Annotated in this window: 20 protein-coding genes; 9 read left to right on the top strand and 11 right to left on the bottom strand. The window is 72.6% G+C overall.

The features are described from left to right. Positions 1-142: 142 nt before the first annotated feature. Positions 143-1801, bottom strand: a complete 1659-nt coding sequence (locus tag ACLJPL_RS28275) for an FAD-binding dehydrogenase (protein WP_411083764.1) — start codon at positions 1799-1801, stop codon at positions 143-145. Between the two features lie 110 nt (positions 1802-1911). Here ACLJPL_RS28275 and ACLJPL_RS28270 point away from each other — a divergent pair, with 110 nt between their 5' ends. Genes ACLJPL_RS28270 through ACLJPL_RS28260 form a run of 3 tightly spaced genes read left to right on the top strand, consistent with a single transcriptional unit; the run spans position 1912 to position 3160 of the window. Next, entirely contained in the window at positions 1912-2421 is a 510-nt protein-coding gene (locus tag ACLJPL_RS28270; protein WP_411083763.1) for an NUDIX domain-containing protein, read from the top strand. Positions 2422-2450: 29 nt separating this feature from the next. Further along, positions 2451-2846, top strand: coding sequence for a YidH family protein (locus ACLJPL_RS28265; protein WP_411083762.1), 396 nt, complete (start codon positions 2451-2453; stop codon positions 2844-2846). Continuing rightward, complete coding sequence (locus ACLJPL_RS28260; RefSeq protein ID WP_411083761.1) at positions 2843-3160, top strand: DUF202 domain-containing protein; 318 nt, start codon at positions 2843-2845, stop codon at positions 3158-3160. Before ACLJPL_RS28265 ends, ACLJPL_RS28260 begins: the two co-directional genes overlap by 4 nt. A gap of 94 nt (positions 3161-3254) precedes the next feature. Here the strand turns inward: ACLJPL_RS28260 and ACLJPL_RS28255 are convergent, their stop codons facing one another. Continuing rightward, positions 3255-4190: an NADP-dependent oxidoreductase gene (locus ACLJPL_RS28255; RefSeq protein WP_411083760.1), complete on the bottom strand. Its 936-nt coding sequence runs from the start codon at positions 4188-4190 to the stop codon at positions 3255-3257. A 423-nt stretch (positions 4191-4613) separates the two neighbouring features. On the opposite strand from ACLJPL_RS28255, the gene ACLJPL_RS28250 reads away from it, so the two are divergent. Continuing rightward, complete coding sequence (locus tag ACLJPL_RS28250; protein WP_411083759.1) at positions 4614-5636, top strand: phosphotransferase family protein; 1023 nt, start codon at positions 4614-4616, stop codon at positions 5634-5636. Positions 5637-5642: 6 nt separating this feature from the next. Next, positions 5643-6857: an acyl-CoA dehydrogenase family protein gene (locus tag ACLJPL_RS28245; RefSeq protein WP_411083758.1), complete on the top strand. Its 1215-nt coding sequence runs from the start codon at positions 5643-5645 to the stop codon at positions 6855-6857. Positions 6858-6914: 57 nt separating this feature from the next. On the opposite strand, the gene ACLJPL_RS28240 is transcribed toward ACLJPL_RS28245, so the two are convergent. The 3 genes from ACLJPL_RS28240 to ACLJPL_RS28230 all read right to left on the bottom strand — a co-directional run bounded on the left by ACLJPL_RS28240 (position 6915) and on the right by ACLJPL_RS28230 (position 10194). Next, the gene (locus ACLJPL_RS28240) at positions 6915-8252 is read right to left on the bottom strand and encodes a M28 family metallopeptidase (protein ID WP_411083757.1); all 1338 of its coding nucleotides are present in this window, start codon (positions 8250-8252) and stop codon (positions 6915-6917) included. A gap of 266 nt (positions 8253-8518) precedes the next feature. After that, positions 8519-9112 (bottom strand): TetR/AcrR family transcriptional regulator, encoded by a 594-nt coding sequence (locus ACLJPL_RS28235; RefSeq protein ID WP_411083756.1) that lies wholly within the window; start codon positions 9110-9112, stop codon positions 8519-8521. Between the two features lie 305 nt (positions 9113-9417). Further along, positions 9418-10194: an SDR family oxidoreductase gene (locus tag ACLJPL_RS28230; RefSeq protein ID WP_411083755.1), complete on the bottom strand. Its 777-nt coding sequence runs from the start codon at positions 10192-10194 to the stop codon at positions 9418-9420. Between the two features lie 219 nt (positions 10195-10413). On the opposite strand from ACLJPL_RS28230, the gene ACLJPL_RS28225 reads away from it, so the two are divergent. Continuing rightward, positions 10414-11679, top strand: coding sequence for an exo-beta-N-acetylmuramidase NamZ domain-containing protein (locus ACLJPL_RS28225; RefSeq protein WP_411083754.1), 1266 nt, complete (start codon positions 10414-10416; stop codon positions 11677-11679). 53 nt (positions 11680-11732) lie between these two features. Here ACLJPL_RS28225 and ACLJPL_RS28220 read toward each other — a convergent pair whose 3' ends face one another. Beyond that, complete coding sequence (locus ACLJPL_RS28220; protein WP_411083753.1) at positions 11733-12215, bottom strand: GNAT family N-acetyltransferase; 483 nt, start codon at positions 12213-12215, stop codon at positions 11733-11735. A gap of 279 nt (positions 12216-12494) precedes the next feature. On the opposite strand from ACLJPL_RS28220, the gene ACLJPL_RS28215 reads away from it, so the two are divergent. Then, complete coding sequence (locus tag ACLJPL_RS28215) at positions 12495-13118, top strand: hypothetical protein (protein WP_411083752.1); 624 nt, start codon at positions 12495-12497, stop codon at positions 13116-13118. A gap of 236 nt (positions 13119-13354) precedes the next feature. Then, a complete protein-coding gene (locus ACLJPL_RS28210; RefSeq protein WP_411083804.1) occupies positions 13355-14107 on the top strand; it encodes a 3-keto-5-aminohexanoate cleavage protein in 753 nt (250 codons plus the stop codon). On the opposite strand, the gene soxR is transcribed toward ACLJPL_RS28210, so the two are convergent. Beyond that, positions 14092-14580, bottom strand: coding sequence for a redox-sensitive transcriptional activator SoxR (soxR, locus tag ACLJPL_RS28205; RefSeq protein ID WP_411083751.1), 489 nt, complete (start codon positions 14578-14580; stop codon positions 14092-14094). The genes ACLJPL_RS28210 and soxR overlap by 16 nt on opposite strands. 131 nt (positions 14581-14711) lie before the next feature. Here soxR and ACLJPL_RS28200 point away from each other — a divergent pair, with 131 nt between their 5' ends. Then, the gene (locus ACLJPL_RS28200; protein WP_411083750.1) at positions 14712-15173 is read left to right on the top strand and encodes a MaoC family dehydratase; all 462 of its coding nucleotides are present in this window, start codon (positions 14712-14714) and stop codon (positions 15171-15173) included. A 114-nt stretch (positions 15174-15287) separates the two neighbouring features. Here ACLJPL_RS28200 and urtE read toward each other — a convergent pair whose 3' ends face one another. The 4 genes from urtE to urtB are packed head-to-tail and all read right to left on the bottom strand — an operon-like array spanning position 15288 to position 18872. Then, complete coding sequence (gene urtE, locus ACLJPL_RS28195; protein WP_411083803.1) at positions 15288-15986, bottom strand: urea ABC transporter ATP-binding subunit UrtE; 699 nt, start codon at positions 15984-15986, stop codon at positions 15288-15290. A 5-nt stretch (positions 15987-15991) separates the two neighbouring features. Beyond that, positions 15992-16825, bottom strand: coding sequence for an urea ABC transporter ATP-binding protein UrtD (urtD, locus tag ACLJPL_RS28190; RefSeq protein ID WP_411083749.1), 834 nt, complete (start codon positions 16823-16825; stop codon positions 15992-15994). Beyond that, positions 16822-17991 carry an urea ABC transporter permease subunit UrtC gene (gene urtC, locus ACLJPL_RS28185; RefSeq protein ID WP_411083748.1) on the bottom strand — a complete coding sequence of 390 codons (1170 nt, stop codon included), beginning with the start codon at positions 17989-17991 and terminating at the stop codon, positions 16822-16824. Before urtC ends, urtD begins: the two co-directional genes overlap by 4 nt. Continuing rightward, on the bottom strand, positions 17988-18872 hold the full coding sequence (gene urtB / locus ACLJPL_RS28180; RefSeq protein WP_411083747.1) for an urea ABC transporter permease subunit UrtB: 885 nt from the start codon (positions 18870-18872) through the stop codon (positions 17988-17990). The genes urtC and urtB overlap by 4 nt, the downstream gene beginning before the upstream one ends. Between the last annotated feature and the right edge of the window lie 8 nt (positions 18873-18880).

The following is an 18880-nucleotide window of genomic DNA, read 5'->3' as shown; positions in this document are numbered from 1 at the left end:
ACCCCGCTCCTCAATCGCCGGAGGGGCTTGATCTGTGCCCCGGTCCGCGATGTGCCGGAGGAGCTTGGAGTTCGTGCCCCGGTCCGCGATGTGCGGGAGGGGCTTGGAGTTCGTGCCCAGGTCCGCTGCGTACGGGAGGGGCCTATGAGGACACTGCCCGCGCCGCCGCCCGGCCCGCCGCTCGGCCCGAGAAGATGCAGCCGCCCAGGAACGTGCCCTCCAGGGAGCGGTAGCCGTGGACTCCGCCGCCGCCGAAGCCCGCCGCCTCGCCCGCCGCGTACAGGCCGGGGAGCGGGGCGCCGTCCGAGGTGAGGACCTGGGAGGAGAGGTCCGTCTCCAGGCCGCCCAGGGACTTGCGGGTCAGGATGTTCAGGCGTACGGCGATGAGCGGGCCCGCCGCCGGGTCCAGGACGCGGTGCGGTTTCACGGTGCGGATGAGGCGGTCGCCCAGGTAGGCGCGGGCCCCGTGGATCGCGGTGACCTGGAGGTCCTTGGTGAAGGGGTTGGCGATCTCGCGGTCGCGGGCGGTGATCTCGCGGCGCAGGTCCTCCGCGTCGATCAGGCCGTCGCCGCTGACCGCGTTCATCCCCCGGACCAGGGCGTCGAGGTCCTTCTCCACCACGAAGTCCACGCCGTGGTCCATGAACGCCTTCACCGGAACGGGCACGTCCACGCGGGCCCGGCCGATCACGTCGCGGACCGACTTGCCGGTCAGGTCCGGATTCTGCTCGGAGCCGGAGAGGGCGAACTCCTTGCCGATGATCCGCTGGTTGAGCACGAACCAGGTGTAGCCGTGGCCCGACTTCATGATGTGTTCGAGGGTGCCGAGCGTGTCGAAGCCGGGGAACAGCGGGACCGGCAGCCGCTTGCCCCGGGCGTCGAGCCAGAGGGAGGAGGGGCCGGGGAGGATGCGGATGCCGTGCTTCGACCAGATCGGGTTCCAGTTCTCGATGCCCTCGGTGTAGTGCCACATCCGGTCGCGGTTGATGTGGTGGCCCCCCGCCTCCTCCGCGATGCCCAGCATCAGGCCGTCCACGTGGGCGGGGACCCCGGAGAGCATCTTGTCGGGCGGGGTGCCGAGCCGCTCGGGCCACTGGGAGCGGACCAGGTCGTGGTTGCCGCCGATGCCTCCGGAGGTGACGATGACCGCCTGGGCCCGCAGCTCGAAGGCTCCCGTCGCCTCCCGGCTGCTGGCGGTGCCGCGCTCGGCCCCGCTCGGCTCCAGGATCTCGCCGGTGACCGTGTCGAGCGCCCCGGCCGTGCGGGCGAGACCGGTGACGCGGTGGCGGAACCTCAGCTGGACGAGCCCCTTGGCGACGCCCGCGCGCACCCGGCGCTCGAAGGGGGCGACGACGCCGGGGCCGGTGCCCCAGGTGATGTGGAAGCGGGGTACGGAGTTGCCGTGGCCCCTCGCGTCGTAGCCGCCGCGCTCCGCCCAGCCGACGACGGGGAAGATCCGCAGCCCCTGCTGGTGCAGCCAGGAGCGCTTCTCCCCGGCCGCGAAGTCGACGTACGCCTCGGCCCACTTCTTCGGCCAGTGGTCCTCCTTGCGGTCGAACCCGGCGGTGCCGCACCAGTCCTGGAGCGCCAGTTCCCGGCTGTCCTTGATCCGCAGCCGGCGCTGCTCGGGCGAGTCGACGAGGAAGAGGCCGCCGAAGGACCAGTGCGCCTGCCCGCCGATGGACTGCTCGGGCTCCTGGTCGAGGACGATCACGGAACGGCCGGCGTCGACCAGCTCGGCGGTGGCCACGAGTCCGGCGAGGCCCGCCCCGATCACGATGACATCAGCGTCGTACGCCATGGGTTCCGTCCTGTCGGGGAGCCTCTGCCGGGTGACAAGTTACCCGTGCGTCAGATCTTGGGTACCGGTCGCGCTGACGTCAACCGTCCGGGTGCTGTTGGATGAAACGCATGACGCCCTCTGACGAGATCCTGGACATCGTCGACGAGCGGGACGAGGTCATCGGGCAGGCCCCGCGCGGCGAGGCGACCGCCCGGGGCCTGCGCCACCGCTGCGTCTTCATCGAGGCGCGCGACGCCCGGGGGCGGGTCTTCGTGCACCGCCGTACGCCGACCAAGCTGGTCTTCCCCTCGCACTACGACATGTTCGTCGGCGGCGTCGTGGGCGCGGGCGAGACCTACGACGAGGCGGCGCTGCGGGAGGCGGAGGAGGAGCTGGGGGTGTCGGGGCTGCCGCAGCCCGAGCCGCTGTTCCGGTTCCTCTACGCGAGCGCCGAGCACACCTGGTGGTCCGCCGTCTACCGGGTGCGGTGCGAGCTGCCGGTGGACCCGCAGGCCGAGGAGGTCGCTTGGCACGCCTTCCTGGACGACGCGGAGCTGGCGCGACGTCTCGACGCGTGGCCCTGGGTGCCGGACGGGCTGGAGGCGTACCGGCGGCTGCGGGGGCTCCGGTCCGCCTGATCCCCCGCGGCACCCCCTAAGGTGCCCGTGTGAACAAGATCGCGCAGAGCGTACGGCTGTGGTTCGCGCCGCAGCGGATCCGGGAGGAGGGGGCCACCCCGGACTACCGGTTCTCGCTGGCCAACGAGCGTACGTTCCTCGCCTGGATCCGCACGGCGCTGGCCCTCATCGGCGGGGGCTTCGCCGTGGACCAGTTCCTGCCGGAGCTGGCCTGGGGCGTCCGGGCGGGGCTCGCTCTCGGGCTGCTCGCGGCCGGGGTGCTGTGCGCGCTGCGGGCGGTCAACCACTGGGTGCGGTGCGAGCGGGCGATGCGGCGCGGGGAGGATCTGCCGGTCTCCCGGTTCCCGACGCTGCTGGGGATCGTGGTCGCCGTCGTGGCCGTCGCGATGGTGGTGGTGGTCCTCTTCGGCTGGGAGGGCCGGTGACGGCGGCGGTACGGGACCGCGACCCGGGTCTGCAGCCCGAGCGGACCCGGCTCGCGTGGCGGCGTACCACCCTCACCGCCACGGTGGTGGCGCTGCTCGCCGGGCGGCAGGCGCTGCACAGCGGCCCGAGTCCGGCCGCGCTGGTCGCGGTGGCGCTCAGCGGGCTGGCCTGGCTGGGGTTCCTGGCGGTGGCCCACCTCAGGGTGCGGCGCATGGGGGTGGCGCGGCCGGAGCCGCTCGCGGCGCGCGGGGCGCTGGCGGCGGCGCTGTGCACGGTGGCGTTGGCGGTGTTCGCGGCGGCCATGCTGTTCTGAGCCGCGCGGTGTCGGACGGCTGCGGTCGCCGAGTTGTTCCGGCTTCGCGGTGTCCGCGGCGGCCGTGCCGTTCCGGCGGCGCCCCTGGGCTTCCTCAGCCGTCCCAGTCCACCGTGACCACGATCTTGCCCCGGGTGCGTCCCTCCTGGTTGAGCCGGTACGCCTCGGCCGCCTGCTCCAGCGGGAAGACCCGGTCCACGTGGACGGTGACGATGCCCTGCTCGGCCAGTTCCGCGAGGTGGCCCAGGTCGGTCGCGTCGGGCCGGACGAAGGCGTAGTGGCCGCCGTAGGAGACGACCTCGTTGTCCGCGATCGAGGCGAGCCGGCCGCCCTCGGCGAGGGTCTCCGCCGAGACCCGCAGGGCCTCGCCGCCCACCGTGTCGAAGGCGGCGTCGATGCCCTCGGGGGCCAGCTCCCGCAGCCGGTCGGCGAGCCCGTCGCCGTACTCCACGGGCTCGGCCCCGAGGCTGCGCAGGTGGTCGTGGTTGCGGGCGCTCGCGGTGCCGATGACGCGGCAGCCGGTGTGCCGGGCGAGCTGCACGGCGAGCGAGCCGACTCCGCCCGCCGCCGCGTGGACCAGGACGGTGTCGCCGCTGCGGATCTTCAGGAGGCGGTGCAGCACCTGGTACGCGGTGAGCCCGGCCAGCGGCAGGCCCGCGGCCTCCTCGAAGCTCAGGCTGAGGGGCTTGCGGGCGAGGGTGCGCACGGGGGCGGCGACGTACTCCGCGAACGTGCCCCGGGAGAGGAAGTCCTCGCGTGCGTAGCCGATCACCTCGTCCCCCACCGCGAACTCGTCGACGGCGGCCCCCGGTTGCACGACCACGCCGGAGACGTCCCAGCCGGGGATCACCGGGAAGACGGCGTCGAGGGCCCCTTGGAGGTAGCCCTCGCGGGCCTTCCAGTCGACCGGGTTGACGGCCGCCGCCCGCACCTTCACCAGGACCGAGTCGGGGCCGACCTTGGGGTCGGGCCGCTCGCCGTATTCCAGGACGTCGGCCGAACCGTACGCGCTGTAGCTGATCGCCTTCATTCCTCGACCTTCGGCGCAGGTCAGGGTGTGCGCAACTCAGGGCGGACGGCGGTGAACGGCGGCAGCGGGGCGCGGGGGTCGTCCCCGCACAGCGGCACGTACGCGCTCGCGGAGCCGGGGCGGACCCTGCTGGAGCCGATCGAGGCGCTGGGCGCTGGTCGGCGGAGTACGGGGGCGCCTTCGCCGCCGCGCAGGGGTGGGACGACCCGGCGTAACCAGGTGCTTCGCGTACTCGATCACGGACGTTCACTGGACGACATACCGACTGGTCGGCATCATAGTCAGCGGTCGTGGTCGGCTGACGCGGTCGGCGGTCGTGGTCGGCGGTTGCCGTCGATGACCGTTCCGCCCGCGTTTCGTCCGCTTTCCGACCATGTTGTTCCGCTTTCGTTCTGTTGTTCCGTCGCTCCGGAGGTACGCCCCATGAGTCCCGTCCCCCCACCAGGTCTCGACCCCGAGCTGCTGCGCGGCCACCTGGAGCGTGAGCGTCCCGGACTGGTGCGCGGGCCCCTGGAGGCGCGGCTGATCGAGGGCGGCCGCTCGAACCTGACGTACACGGTGACGGACGGGACCGGGCGGTGGGTGGTGCGCAGGCCGCCGCTGGGCCATGTGCTGGCCACCGCGCACGACATGAAGCGCGAGCACCGGGTGATCAGCGCCCTGCACCCCACGGCCGTGCCGGTGCCGGAGCCGCTGCTGTTCTGCGAGGACGAGACGGTGCTCGGTGCGCCGTTCTACGTCATGGAGCACGTCGAGGGCACCCCGTACCGCACCGCCGACCAGCTCGTCCCGCTGGGCCCCGAGCGCACCCGGGCCGCCGTCCTCGCCCTCGTCGACACGCTGGTCGACCTGCACGCGGTGGACCCGGCGGCCGTGGGGCTCGGGGACTTCGGGCGGCCGGAGGGGTTCCTGGACCGGCAGTTGCGGCGCTGGGGCAAGCAGCTGGACGCCTCCCGCAACCGCGACCTGGCCGGCATCGACGAGCTGCACGCCGCCCTCGGCCGCGAGCTGCCCTCCTCCCCCGCGCCCACCGTCGTCCACGGCGACTACCGCCTGGACAACGTGCTGCTCGGGCCGGACGACCGGATCAACGCCGTCCTGGACTGGGAGATGTCCACCCTGGGCGACCCGCTGACCGACCTCGGGCTCCTCGTGATGTACAGCTCCGACCTCGATCTGCCGCACTCCCCCGTCTCCACGACCAGCGGAGCCCCCGGGCACCCCTCCCCCGCCGAGCTGATCGAGCGGTACGCCGCCGGGTCGGGCCGGGACACCTCCGCGATCTCCTGGTACACCGCGTTCGCCTGGTTCAAGCTCGCCGTGATCCTGGAGGGCATCCACTACCGCTACACCCTCGGCCAGACCGTCGGCGCGGGCTTCGACCGGATCGGCGATCTGGTGCCGGTCTTCATCGAGCACGGCCTCACCACTCTCCAGGAAGGCTGACCACCCATGGACTTCGCATTCGACGCCCGTACCGAGGAGCTGCGGAACAGGCTGCTCGCCTTCATGGACGAGCACGTGTACCCGGCCGAGCAGGTCGCGGACGAGCAGCGGGCTCAGCTCGCCTCGCCGTGGGACACGCCCGCGATCGTCGGGGAACTGAAGGCCGAGGCGCGGCGGCAGGGGCTGTGGAACCTCTTCCTGCCCGACGCGGAGTACGGGGCCGGGCTGACGAACCTCCAGTACGCGCCGCTCGCGGAGATCACCGGCCGCTCCCCGCACCTCGCGCCGACCGCGCTGAACTGCGCGGCCCCGGACACCGGGAACATGGAGGTGCTGTTCCAGTTCGGCTCGGACGAGCAGAAGAAGCAGTGGCTGGAGCCGTTGCTGGCCGGGGAGATCCGCTCGGCGTTCGCGATGACGGAGCCGGACGTGGCGTCGTCGGACGCGACGAACATCGAGACCCGGATCGTCCGGGACGGCGACTCGTACGTCGTCAACGGCCGGAAGTGGTACATCTCCGGGGCGATGAACCCGGACTGCGCCGTCTTCATCGTGATGGGCAAGACCGACCCGGACGGCGACGACATCCGCCGCCAGCAGTCGATGATCCTGGTGCCGCGCGACACCCCGGGGCTCGAAGTGCGGCGCGCCATGCGGGTGTACGGGTACGAGGACCACTCGCACGGCGGCCACGCCGAGGTGGTCTTCCACGACGTGCGGGTGCCCTCGGCGAACCTGGTCGGCGAGGAGGGCGGCGGTTTCGCCATCGCGCAGGCGCGGTTGGGGCCGGGACGGATCCACCACTGCATGCGGCTCATCGGGATGGCGGAGCGGGCCATCGAGCTGATGTGCCGCCGGGCGGTGGAACGTACGGCGTTCGGCAGGCCGCTCGCCCGGCAGGGCGTCGTGCAGAACTGGATCGCGGACGCCCGGGTGACGGTGGAGCAGCTGCGGCTGCTGGTGCTGAAGACGGCCTGGCTGATGGACACGGTGGGCAACAAGGGCGCGCACACCGAGATCCAGGCCATCAAGATCGCCACCCCGCGCGCGGTGGTGGACATCCTGGACTCCGCCGTGCAGCTGCACGGCGCGGGCGGGGTCAGCCAGGACTTCCCGCTGGCGGAGCTGTGGGCTTCGGCGCGGACGCTGCGGCTGGCGGACGGGCCGGACGAGGTGCACCAGCGGTCGCTGGCCCGGCGGGAGATCAAGCGGTATCTGTGAGAGCCGGGTGAGGCCCCCTCCCCCGGAGGGAGGGGGCCTCACCGGAACGGCTGGAGGTCAGAAGGTGAGCTTCCAGCTGTCGATGTAGCCGGTGTCCTGCCGGGCCACGTCCTGGACCCGGAGTTTCCAGACGCCGTTGGCGACCTTGGCGGAGGCGTTGACGGTGTACGTCGTGATGACGTTGTCCGCGGAGTCGCCGCTGCTGGAGTTCTTCAGCCGGAAGGCGGCGCCGTCCGGCGCCAGCAGGTCGACGACGAGGTCGCCGCGGTAGGTGTGCTTGATGTCCACGCCCACCTGGAGTGCCGCCGGGGCGTTGCCCGTCCGGCCGGAGACCGTGATCGAGGAGGTCACGGCCGCCCCGGCGTCCGGGATGGCGACGTCGGCGTCGTTGGAGAAGACGGTGCCCGTGGGCGGCTCGCCCGTGGAGCCGGCCGAGAGGGTCCAGATCGCGTGGGCGGCGGCGTCGCTGTTGCGGTCAAGGGCGGTGTCGTTGATGTTCGCCGTGGTGTCGCACGAGGTGTGGTAGCAGCGGTCGAAAGCCTGGCCCTGCGTTCCGCCCCACTTCTGCACCTGGGCCGCGGTCTTGGTGCGGCTGGCCCCGGTGAAGAGGCCGCCGACCGGGACGCCCGCCGCCTTGAACGGGGCGTGGTCGGAGCGGCCGTCGCCCTCGGTCTCGATCTCGGTGGGCACGCCGAGGCCCGCGAAGTAGTCCTTGAAGGTCTTCTCGATGACCGGGTCGTCGTCGTAGACGAAGTAGCCGGGGTTCGGCGAGCCGATCATGTCGAAGTTCAGATAGCCGGTGATCTTCGAACGCTCGGCGGCCGGCAGGTTGTTGACGTAGTACTTGGAGCCGATCAGCCCGAGCTCCTCCGCTCCCCACCAGGCGAACCGCAGGTGCTTGTCCGGCTTGTAGCCGGCGCGGGAGACGGCGAGGGCGGTCTCCAGGACGGCGGCCGAGCCGGAGGCATTGTCGTTGATCCCGGCTCCGGAGGAGACGGAGTCCAGGTGGGCCCCGGCGAACACGACCTTGTTCGGGTCGCCGCCGGGCCAGTCGGCTATGAGGTTGTAGCCGGTGGCGCCGCTGGTGGTGAACTGCTGGAGGGACGTGGTGTATCCGGCCGCGTCCAGCTTGGCCTTGACGTAGTCGACGGACGCCTTGTAGCCGGGGCGGCCGTGGGCGCGGTTGCCGCCGTTGTTCGCGGCGATCGTCGAGAACTGGGTGAGGTGGGCCTTGACGTTGGCCAGGGGTATGTCCGGCGCTGCGGCGGCGGCTGTCGCCGTGGTCGCCGGGGCGGACGCCTGCGCGGTGGGCGCGGCGGTCGCGAGGAGGCCCGCGAGGGCGACGGCGGCGACGGCCGCCGGGGATCTGCGCAGGGTGAAGCGGTTCGGTCTCATGGTGGGGCTCCGGATTCCGTTCGGGGACTGACGGAACGTGCGGGGGGCACCCGGCCGCGTGGAACGTGCGGCCGGGTCCTGGAGCTGGTGGTGCGCGTCGCGGGGCCGACGCTCGTCGGTGGTCCGTGCGATGCGTGACCGATGGTCAACGAGGTGACAGTGTTCCGTCAAGAGCGGAAAACGGACATGATGGTTCTATTAACGAACACCGAACCGTGTTTGAAAGCGCTCAACCGGCCCTGAGCAGTGCCGCGTTCAGCGTGGCGTTACGGGCGCAGGGCCCGAAGCAGCAGGTCCGCGAGGTGGTCGGCGACCTGCTCGCGGCTGAGCGGGCCGTTGGGGCGGTACCACGTGGAGAGGTGGTGGACCGAGCCGAAGTGGTAGTCGACGACCAGGTCGGCGGGTGTGGCGGTGGAGAACACGCCGCTGCGCTGCCCCTCCTCGACCAGCGCCCGGAACCGCTCGTGGTAGCGGCGGCGCTCCACCCGTACCTGCTTGTTCTTCTCCGGGCTCAGGTGGTGCATGGAGCGGAAGAAGATCGCGGCGTCGTCCAGGTTGTCGATGGTGGTGACGACCACGTCCGCCGCCGCGTCGCGCAGCCGCTGCTCGATGGGCGCGTCGGCGTCCGCGAAGGCGTCCAGACGCTCCTGCTGGAGCCGCAGCACCCGGGCGTAGACCTCCTGGAGCAGGTCCTCCTTGGAGCCGAAGTAGTGGTAGAGCGCCCCCTTGGTGACGCCCGCCGCCTCGACGATCTCCTGGACCGAGGTGCGGTCGTACCCGCGCTCGGCGAAGAGCCGGGTGGCGGCGGCCAGCAGCCTCTGGGGGACGGGCGTGCCATTCTGCTCCGTCGCCTTGGCCATGAGCCGCCACCTGCCTTTCGTACCGTGCGTTCGCTGTTTCGACGAGGTTCTGACGGGGGGAACGCAGTTCCCGCCTGAGGATCTTCCCACTCGCCGTCTTCGGCGGCTCGGCCAGGATCTCCGCCGCGCGCGGACGCCTGTACGCGGCGAGGCTTTCCTTGCGGTACGCCCCCGAGTGCGCGGGGCGGTGGGCGGCCAGGGCTTCCGGGGCGACGCCCGCCTCAAAGGGGGGGCCCGCCGGGCGTCGCCGAGCAGGGCGCGCCACGGCTCGGCCGGGTAGCGGGAGCCGCCGGAACCGGCGGCGATCATGCGCCGCCCGCCGCCTCCCACTTCTGCTGGAGGCGGTTCATGTTGCCCATCCAGCGGTCGGGGTCCGCGGCGCGCGCCTGGTAGTACCCGGCGACCTCGGGGTGCGGCAGGACCAGGAAGCGGTCGGCCTCCATCGCGTCGAACAGCGCGTCCGCGACGGCCTCCGGCTCGATGGCCCCGGGCGCGAGGACGAGCTCGCCGGCCGACCCGGCGGCGGTGAGCATGTCGGTGCGCACGCCCTGCGGACAGATCGCGTGGACCTTGACGCCCCGGTGGCGGTAGGTGAGCGAGAGCCACTCGGCGAAGGCGACCGCCCCGTGCTTGGTCACGCTGTAGGGGGCCGCCCCGATCATCGTCAGCAGCCCGGCGGCGGACGCGGTGGTGACGAAGCGCCCGCTGCCGCGCTCCAGCCACTGCGGCAGCAGGGCCCGGGCCGCACGGACGTGGGCCATCACGTTGACGTCCCAGGCGGCGGCCCAGACCTCCTCCTCGGCGAACGCGTCGCCGGGCGAGGCGAGCCCGGCGTTGGCGCAGTAGACGTCCACCGTGCCGCCCAGCGCGTCGCGGGCCGCCGCCACGATGCCGGAGGCGTCCCCGGCGACGGCGATCCCGCCGATCTCCTGCGCGAGGGGCTCGATGCGCGCGGGGTCGAGGTCGTTGACGACGACCCGCGCGCCCCCGGCGGCGAACCTGCGGGCCAGAGCGGCGCCGATGCCGCCTCCGGCCCCTGTGACCACTACGCCGGCGCCTCGCACCGTATCCGCCGCAACCATCGTCGTCCTGCCTTCCGTACGCCTGTGCTCCGGTCCGCCCGCACCGGCAGACTAACCGGTCGGTATGTGACGGGGGAAGAGTCGGGAACCGCCTCGGGGCAGGTCGGCGGGGCGGCGGACCGGCTCGCGGAATCGGCGTGGCCCGGGTCGTTCCATGCGGCCCGCGGCCGTCCTAGCATGCGTGGCCATGACACTCGGCGCGATGACGGAGGTAGCGGTATGAGCCTGTCCCGACGTGGTGTGCTGGCCGCGGGGAGCGCCGTGGGCGCGCTCGTGGCGACGGCGGCCGGCACCGGTGGAGCCGCCGCTGCCGCACCCGGCCCCGGACGTGCCCGGGTCCGTACCGGCTTCGACCGGCTGGCGGGGGACGGCTACCGGCTGCTGCGGGGCCAGAAGGTCGGCGTCGTCACCAACCCGACCGGCGTCACCGCCGACGTACGGCACATCGTCGACGTGATGCACCCCGACTCCCGGGTGAACCTGACCGCCGTCTTCGGCCCCGAGCACGGCTTCCGGGGCACCGCGCAGGCGGGCGGCTCGGAGGGGCGCTACGACGACCCGGCGACCGGGCTGCCGGTCTACGACACGTACCTCAAGAGCGGGCAGCCGCTGGCGGACGTCTTCACCGCGTCGGGCGTGGACACGGTGCTCTTCGACATCCAGGACGCGGGCGCGCGCTTCTACACGTACATCTGGACGCTGTACGACTGCATGGAGGCGGCCGCGCTGGCGGGCAAGCGCCTGGTGGTGCTGGACCGGCCGAACCCGGTGACCGGGCGGGCCGCGCTGGGGCCGGTGCTGGACCCGGCCTTCGCCACGTTCGTCGGCCGCCGCGAGATCGCCCAGGCGCACGGGATGACGGTGGCGGAGCTGGCGCTGCTCTTCAACGCGGAATTCCTGCACGAGAATCCGGTGCGGCTGGACGTGGTGACGATGTCGGGGTGGCGGCGGTCGGACTTCTTCGACGAGACGGGGCTGCCGTGGGTGCCGCCGAGCCCGAACATGCCGACGCCAGAGACGGCCCTCGTCTACTCCGGCACCTGCCTCTTCGAGGGCACCAACCTCTCCGAGGGCCGGGGCACCACGCGCCCCTTCGAACTGCTGGGCGCGGAGGGAGTCGACCGCCACTGGGCCGCCGCCGCCAACGCGTTGCGGCTGCCGGGGGTCGCCTTCCGGGAGGCGTACTTCGCGCCGACGTTCTCCAAGTTCCAGGGGAAGACGGTGGGCGGGGTGCAGGTGCACGTCCAGGACCGGGAGTCCTTCGACCCGGTCCGCACCGGGATCGCCCTGCTGGTGACGGCGAAGGAGACGTGGAGCGGGTTCGCCTGGCGCCCCGACAACTGGATCGACAAGCTCACCGGGAACGCCAGGGTCCGCACCATGATCGACGCGGGGGCGGACACGGACGCGGTGGTGAACGCGTGGCGGGCGGACCTGACGGCGTTCCGGGCCACGCGGCGGAAGTACCTGCGGTACGGGGGGTAGTGCGGGGTCCGTCACCGGTCGGGGCGGCGCGCCCGCTCCTACCGCCGCCCGTCTCAGCCGGTGAGGTCCAGATCGCCGAGGTACTCGCCGTCGTCGGTCAGGCCCCGCTTGTGGTAGCCGAGCTTGAGGTAGAACTCCTCCGGGCCGCCCTCGCCGGGGTGCCAGGTCACCGTCGAGACCGTCCCGCCGCGCCGGCGGATCTCCTCGTTCACCGCGCCCACCGCGAACCGCCCGTACCCCCGGCCCTGCTCACCGGCGGCGACGGCCAGCCGCCAGAGGCCGGAGCGCAGCGGGGCGTCCGGCACATCGGCGTCATAGTCGAGCGTGACGTCGAAGAAGGCCATCACGAAGCCCACGATGCGGTCGCCGTCACAGATCAGCCGGGGCCAGGCGACGTCGGGATGCACATACGCCTCGGCCAAGGACTGCGCGACCGGCGAGACGAACTTCCGCTGCTCGGGAGCGACTTCCAGCCGACAGGCGTCGAGCACCGTGTCGGGGGTGACCTTTTCCAGGCGCGGGGAGGCTGTTGTCATACGGGCATCCAATCGCACTCATAGGGAGCGTGGCCACTGGATTCCCCTGGTCAGCGGGCGGGTGCGGCGGGCCACCGGGGGCGGCCGCGCGCCGCGACCCCTGAGGGGCGCACGCCCTCTCACCACCCGTCCGCGCGCCGTTCCGCTTCCGCCCGTGGCCGCCGCCCCACGTGGGGAGTCTCAGCCAATGGACGGTTTCCATCTTTCGATGGAGCCGAAACGGGCAGGCGTACGTCCACTCCTTGACGCCGAAGGACGAACGACGGAGGTGGCAGTCTCATGGCCGGTTTCCGGAGTCTTGCGAGACAGGTCCGCGATCCGCTGGGCGATCTGGCCCTGCGGCGGTACTCGCTGCGCAAGTGCCTGGAAAGGTTCGCCCCGTACGGTCACCGGGCGACCTGGGACCATCTGTGCGCCCGGCACGGGATCGACCCCGAGGACCGGGACCCCGATCCGGCGCGCCTGCTGAGCGCGCTGGAGGAGCTGGAGGAGGCGCGGGGCATCTGGCTCGCGTACGAGGCGGGGTTCGCCGAGCGGCGGAGGCGCGAGAAGCACGAGGGCCTGCGGCGGCCCGGCGCGTTCGACGACTGGCACCGCCGGACGTGGGGCGGCCACGGGGTGGCCCGCTGCGCGGACCCGGAGGTCCACCCCACCGAGCCGCTCGCCGAGGTGCTGCGCCGGCTGATCGCGGCGCTCGGCTCCGGCCCCGGCTCCGCCTGCCCGGTCTGCGCGGACACCGGGATCGAGTGGCGGCAGGAGCGGGAGCGGGGGCACGAGCCGTGGTCGGGTCCGGTGTGCACGGGGTGCGGGATCACGGTGCCGCAGCCGGTGCTGACGGACCGCACGCTGGCCCGGGCCCGGCTGGTGCGGCACCGGAGGCTCGCTGCGGCGGCAGCGGCGTAGGACGTTCCGGGGCACGTCGCGGTGAAGCGGCGTAGGAGGTTCCGGGGCACGTCGCGGCGGCGGCCGCGTTAGGACGCTCCGGGGCGCGTCGCGATGAAGCGGCGTAGGACGTTCCGGGGCACGTCACGGCGGCGGCCGCGCAGGACGTTCCGGTGGCGCGTCGCCGGGGGGTGCCGCGGGGGCCTCGCAGGGCGTTCCCGAGCCTGTTGTCAGTGGTGGATGTCACCATCGGGGACATGATCCAGGTCTGCCTGAACGGCCGGCGCGGCGCGGACGCCTCAACAGCCGTGCCCCTGTCCCCCGAAGCGCCGGCCCGGTCGGCGGCCGAGGCCGTCGCCGCCGGCGCCACCGACGTCCATGTGCACCCCCGGACCCCGTGCGGGCAGGACACGCTCTCGCCCCGGGCGCTCGCCGCGACGCTGACGGCGATACGGGCCGCCGTGCGCGTCCCGGTCGGAGTGACGACGGGGGCCTGGGCCGAGCCCGATCCGCGGCGCCGGGTGGAGCGGGTGCGGGAGTGGACGGTGCTGCCCGACCACGCCTCGGTCAACTGGCACGAGCCGGGCGCCGAGGAGCTGGCCGCCGCGCTGCTGGAGCGGGGCGTGGGCGTGGAGGCCGGGCTCTGGTCGGGCACGGAGGGCCACCGCCTCTTCCGCCGCTCCCCTCTGGCGCCCCGGGTCCTGCGGGTGCTGGCCGAGGTCACCGACTCCGACCCGGCGACGGCGACCGGCTCGGCCCGGCTGCTGCTGGCCGAGGTGGGCTCCGCGCACGGCCGCCCGGTGCTGCTGCACGGGGAGGACGGCGGTGCGTGGCCGGTGGCGGCGCTGGCCTTCCGGCTCGGCCTGGCGGCGCGGATCGGCGCGGAGGACGTGACGGTGCTCCCGGACGGGCGGCCCGCCGCCTCGAACGCCGAACTGGTCGCTGCGGCGGTGCGGTTGCGGCGGGCGTCCGGGAGCGTGCGTTCACCGGCAGGTCAGCAGCATTCCTGATCGGCCTCCGGTTCCTTCTTGCGCTCGGGCATCAGGCGCGAGCCGGTGATCCGCTCGCCGGAGACGTCGTCGGGGTTGGACAGCACACAGGTCTCCAGCGACAGGCACCCGCAGCCGATGCAGTCGGCGAGGTGGTCGCGGAGCCGGTGCAACTGCTTGATCCGCTCTTCCAGTTCCTGACGCCAGCCCTCGGAGAGGTGGGCCCAGTCCTCCCGGGTCGGGGTGCGCTCCTCGGGCAGTGCGGCGAGAGCGTCCCGGATCGTGGCCAGCGGGATGCCGACGCGCTGGGCCGCCCGCACGAAGGCGACGCGGCGCAGGGCGTCACGCGAGTAGCGGCGCTGGTTGCCGCTGGTGCGGCGGCTGGTGATCAGGCCCTTGGACTCGTAGAAGTGCAGAGCGGAGACCGCGGCGCCGCTGCGCGCCGAGAGCTGGCCGACCGAAAGTTCCTGGAGTGTCTGTGGGATCTGTGGCACTCCTCAGACCCTACTGCTCCCCGGCGGCCCGGTTTCCGTCGTTGACAGGAACGCACCGCACCACGATGCTGAGCAAGCGCTTAGACATCGCGTCGGAAGGCGCGGAGAGCCGGAAGGCAGGGACCGGGAACATGGCAGAGCCGAAGATCTTCACGTCCGCGCAGGAACTGCGCGACGGAGTGGGCGAGCAACTGGGACACAGCGACTGGCTGGAGATCGACCAGAAGCGGATCGACCTGTTCGCCGACGCGACCGGTGACCATCAGTGGATCCATGTGGACCCGGAGCGCGCGGCGGCCGGGCCGTTCGGCGCGACCATCGCGCACGGCTATCTGACGCTCTCGCTGCTGCCCGCGCTGGTGCCGCAGGTGATGCGGGTCGAGGGCATGAAGATGGGCATCAACTACGGCGCCAACAAGGTCCGCTTCCCCTCCACCGTCCCGGTCGGCTCACGGCTGAGGGCCACCGCCGTACTGAGGAGCGTGGAGGAGGCCGGGGGCGGTGTGCAGGTCACCGCGGTCGTCACGGTCGAGCGCGAGGGCAGCGAGAAGCCGGCGTGCGTGGCGGAGTCGGTGTCGCGCTACTACTTCTGAGCAATGCCTGCTTCTGAGCAGTGCCTACTTCTGAGCAGGATCAGCTTCTGAGCAGGATCAGCTTCTGAACGGCTTCTGCCTCTGAGCAGCGCCGTGGCGGAACCCGGGGGCCGCTCACACGCTCAGCGCCTCCCGGACCGTCTGCTCCGCGCCCGTTCCGCCCTCCCCGCGCGACGTGACCCGGCCCGCCTCCAGGACGTAGTAGCGCTGCGCCGCCCGCATGGCGAAGCCGACGTGCTGTTCGACGAGGAGGACGCAGAGGCCGCCGCGTGCGGCCAGGGAGAGGATCGTGGCCTCGATCTCGGCGACGACCGAGGGCTGGATGCCTTCGGTCGGCTCGTCGAGGAGAAGGAGCCGGGGGCGGGTGACGAGGGCGCGGGCGATGGCGAGTTGCTGGCGTTGGCCGCCGGAGAGGAGGCCGGCGCGGCGGTGGGCGAGTTCCCGGAGTACGGGGAAGAGGTCGAGGGCCTCGGCGATCGCTTCGCGGCCGCCCCCGCGCGGGGAGCCGTCCGCGACGAGCCGGAGGTTCTCGGCGGTGGTCAGGTGCGGGAAGGACTGCTGGCCCTGGGGGACGTACGCCATGCCACGGGCGACGCGCCGGTGCGGGGCGAGGTGGGTGATGTCCTCGCCGTCGAGGAGAACGGTCCCGCGGGAGGGCCTGATGAGGCCCATGGCGGTGCGCAGGAGGGTGCTCTTGCCCGCGCCGTTGTGGCCGAGGACGGCGGCGACTCCGTCCTTCGGGACGGCCACGGTCACCTCGTGCAGGACGGTGGTGCGGTCGTAGCCGGCGCGGACGTCGTTGATCTCCAGCACGGTGGTCACACCTCTTCGCGTACGGGGGCGGGGGCGTCTTCACGTACGGGAGCGGGTACGTCTTCGCGTACGGCGGTGGGAACGGCGGCCGGCGGCTCGGGTTCCGGGGCGCGGCCGAGGTAGACCTCCTGGACCCGGGCGTCGGCCTGGACCTGGGCGACCGTCCCCTCGCTGAGCACCTTGCCGGCGTGCAGGACGCTGACGCTGCGGGCGAAGGAGCGCATGAAGTCCATGTCGTGCTCGATGACGACGACGGTGCGGTCCTCGCTGATCCGCCGGAGCAGCGCGCCGGTGGACTCGCGCTCGTCGTGGCTCATTCCGGCCACGGGCTCGTCGAGCAGCAGGAGCCTCACGTCCTGGACGAGCAGCATGCCGATCTCCAGGCTCTGCTTCTGGCCGTGGGCCAGCACCCCGGCCGGGCGGTGGCGGAGCGCGGTCAGGCCGGTGGTGTCGAGGGCCTCCTCCACCGACTCGGGGACGTGCCTGCGCCGCCGGAGCAGGGTCAGCGCGCCGCGTCCGGCCCCGGCGGCGATGTCGAGGTTCTGCTCGACGGTCAACTGCTCGAAGACCGTCGCCGTCTGGAACGTGCGGCCGATGCCCCGGCGGGCTACGCGGTGCACGGGCTCGCCGATGATCTCCGCACCGCCGAAGCGGATCGATCCGCTCGCCCGCACCAGGCCGGTGACGGCGTCGACCAGGGTCGTCTTGCCGGCCCCGTTGGGCCCGATCAGGAAGCGCAGGTCGCCCGGGCGGATGTCCAGGTCGACGCCGTCGACGGCGGTGACGCCCCCGTCGAACGTCACCCGCAGATCGCGGACGGTCAGTCCCTCGCCGCTCATGTGGTCACTTCCTTCGTCGTCCTGACTCGGTCGGAGGTCCGCCGCCCGCGCAGCACCGTCCTCAGCGAGGCCAGCCCGCCGGGGAGGAAGCCGACCGCGACGACGAACAGCAGGCCCTGGAGGTATGTCCACCCGGCCGGCCAGGCGTCCGAGAGCGTGCTCTGCGCCCAGGCCACCGCGATCGCCCCGAGCACCGCTCCCACGAGCGACGCCCGCCCGCCGACCGCCGCGCCGATGACGAAGCCGATGGACGGCACGATCCCGATCAGCGCCGGGGAGATGATCCCCACCGCCGGCACGAACAGCGCGCCGGCCAGCCCCGCCATGCCGGCCGCGACCACGTACGCCACCAGCTTGACGTTCGCCGGGTTGTAGCCGAGGAAGCGCACCCGCTCCTCGGAGTCCCGTACGGCGATGAGGAGTTCTCCGTACCGGCTGACGAACAGCTGCCGGGCGCCGGCCATCAGGAGCAGCAGGGCGATCGCGATGACGACGTACACCATCCGCTGGTTGACCGGGTCGTTCAGGTCGTAGCCGAAGAAGCCCTGGAAGTCGGTCAGTCCGTTGGTGCCGCCCGTGGTGGCCTGCTGGCCGACCAGCCAGATCGCCAGCGCGGCCGCCAGCGCCTGGCTGAGGATCGCGAAGTACGCGCCCTTCACCCGGCGGCGGAAGACCAGCACGCCGAGCAGCGCGGCGACGGCCATCGGCAGCAGCACCGTCATGGCGAGCGCGAACGCCGGGTTCTCGAACGGCCGCCACCACCAGGGCAGCCCGCCCTCGGCCCCGTACAGCTGCATGAAGTCGGGCAGCGGCTGTCCCGTCGCCGCCGCGTCGGCGAGCTTGAGGTGCATGGCCATGGCGTAGCCGCCGAGGCCGAAGAAGACGCCCTGCCCGAGCACCAGCAGTCCGCCCCGGCCCCAGGCCAGGCTCACGCCGACCGCGACGATCCCGTAGCAGAGGTACTTGGCCAGCAGCCCGAGCCGGAAGTCCGACAGGACCAGCGGGGCGACGCCCACCAGCAGCACCGCGCCGAGCAGGAACGCGGCGGGGGTCCGGAAGCGGGCCGGGAGATGGGGCAGGAAACGGGCCGGGGGCGGTCCGTCCGGCGGGCCGGCCGGGGGTTCGGCGGCCGGGGCGGTCGTCGGGGGTGTGTTCGTCGTCGTCATACCAGGCTCCTGGTGCGCACGGTGTACAGGCCCTGCGGTCGCCACTGGAGGAAGGCGACGATCCCCACGAGGACCACCACCTTCGCCACGCTCACGGTCGTCGAGTACTCCAGGACGGACTGGAGCAGGCCGAGCGCGAACGCGGTGATGACCGCGCCCCTGAGCCGTCCGATGCCGCCGACGACCACGACCAGGAAGGCGTCCACGATGTAGTTGGTCCCCGTCGTCGGTCCGATCGGGCCGATCAGCGTCAGCGCGACGCCCGCCGTCCCGGCCAGGCCCGAGCCGATGAAGAACGTCGTCCGGTCCACCCGCCCCGTCGCGATCCCGGACACCTCCGCGAGGTCCCGGTTCTGCACCACCGCCCGGATCCGGCGGCCCAGCGGTGTGGTCCGCAGGGTCGCCGCCAGGCCGAACACGCACAGCAGCGCGAACCCGAGGATGAACAGCCGGCTGCTCGCCAGGGTCACCCCCGCCACCGACACGCTCCCCGTCAGCAGGTCCGGCGCGGTCGTCTGCACGTTCGGCGCGCCGAAGACGTCCCGCGCCAGCTGCTGGAGCATCAACGAGACGCCCCAGGTCACCAGCAGGGTGTCCAGCGGACGTGTGTACAGCCGCCGGATGAGCAGCCATTCGAGGAGCGCGCCCATCGACCCGGCCACGAGGAACGCGACCGGCAGGGCGAGGAGGAGCGAGATGCCGGCGTCGTTGACCGGCTTCTGCAGCACGTACGTCGTGTAGGCCCCGGCCATGATGAACTCGCCGTGCGCCATGTTGATGACGCCCATCTGGCCGAAGGTGAGGGTCAGCCCGAGGGCGATGAGGAGGAGGACGGCGCCGATGCTGACGCCGGTGAAGGACTGGTTGAGGATGACCGTCATGGAGCGGC

The sequence above is a fragment of the Streptomyces sp. cmx-18-6 genome (assembly GCF_046548915.1).
Classification (GTDB): domain Bacteria; phylum Actinomycetota; class Actinomycetes; order Streptomycetales; family Streptomycetaceae; genus Streptomyces.
Note: the sequence above shows the minus strand (reverse complement) of the source record. Positions and strands in the feature narration are given on the sequence as shown.

What these genes read in the sequence shown, in the direction of transcription:
- ACLJPL_RS28240 (WP_411083757.1), bottom strand. Translation starts at nt 8,252, where the DNA reads ATGAGACCGAACCGCTTCACCCTGCGCAGATCCCCGGCGGCCGTCGCC.
- urtC (WP_411083748.1), bottom strand. Translation starts at nt 17,991, where the DNA reads ATGACGACGACGAACACACCCCCGACGACCGCCCCGGCCGCCGAACCC.
- ACLJPL_RS28230 (WP_411083755.1), bottom strand. Translation starts at nt 10,194, where the DNA reads ATGGTTGCGGCGGATACGGTGCGAGGCGCCGGCGTAGTGGTCACAGGG.
- ACLJPL_RS28210 (WP_411083804.1), top strand. Translation starts at nt 13,355, where the DNA reads ATGATCCAGGTCTGCCTGAACGGCCGGCGCGGCGCGGACGCCTCAACA.
- ACLJPL_RS28270 (WP_411083763.1), top strand. Translation starts at nt 1,912, where the DNA reads ATGACGCCCTCTGACGAGATCCTGGACATCGTCGACGAGCGGGACGAG.
- ACLJPL_RS28215 (WP_411083752.1), top strand. Translation starts at nt 12,495, where the DNA reads ATGGCCGGTTTCCGGAGTCTTGCGAGACAGGTCCGCGATCCGCTGGGC.
- ACLJPL_RS28245 (WP_411083758.1), top strand. Translation starts at nt 5,643, where the DNA reads ATGGACTTCGCATTCGACGCCCGTACCGAGGAGCTGCGGAACAGGCTG.
- ACLJPL_RS28255 (WP_411083760.1), bottom strand. Translation starts at nt 4,190, where the DNA reads ATGAAGGCGATCAGCTACAGCGCGTACGGTTCGGCCGACGTCCTGGAA.
- ACLJPL_RS28220 (WP_411083753.1), bottom strand. Translation starts at nt 12,215, where the DNA reads ATGACAACAGCCTCCCCGCGCCTGGAAAAGGTCACCCCCGACACGGTG.
- ACLJPL_RS28225 (WP_411083754.1), top strand. Translation starts at nt 10,414, where the DNA reads ATGAGCCTGTCCCGACGTGGTGTGCTGGCCGCGGGGAGCGCCGTGGGC.
- urtB (WP_411083747.1), bottom strand. Translation starts at nt 18,872, where the DNA reads ATGACGGTCATCCTCAACCAGTCCTTCACCGGCGTCAGCATCGGCGCC.
- ACLJPL_RS28200 (WP_411083750.1), top strand. Translation starts at nt 14,712, where the DNA reads ATGGCAGAGCCGAAGATCTTCACGTCCGCGCAGGAACTGCGCGACGGA.
- ACLJPL_RS28235 (WP_411083756.1), bottom strand. Translation starts at nt 9,112, where the DNA reads ATGGCCAAGGCGACGGAGCAGAATGGCACGCCCGTCCCCCAGAGGCTG.
- urtD (WP_411083749.1), bottom strand. Translation starts at nt 16,825, where the DNA reads ATGAGCGGCGAGGGACTGACCGTCCGCGATCTGCGGGTGACGTTCGAC.
- ACLJPL_RS28250 (WP_411083759.1), top strand. Translation starts at nt 4,614, where the DNA reads ATGAGTCCCGTCCCCCCACCAGGTCTCGACCCCGAGCTGCTGCGCGGC.
- ACLJPL_RS28275 (WP_411083764.1), bottom strand. Translation starts at nt 1,801, where the DNA reads ATGGCGTACGACGCTGATGTCATCGTGATCGGGGCGGGCCTCGCCGGA.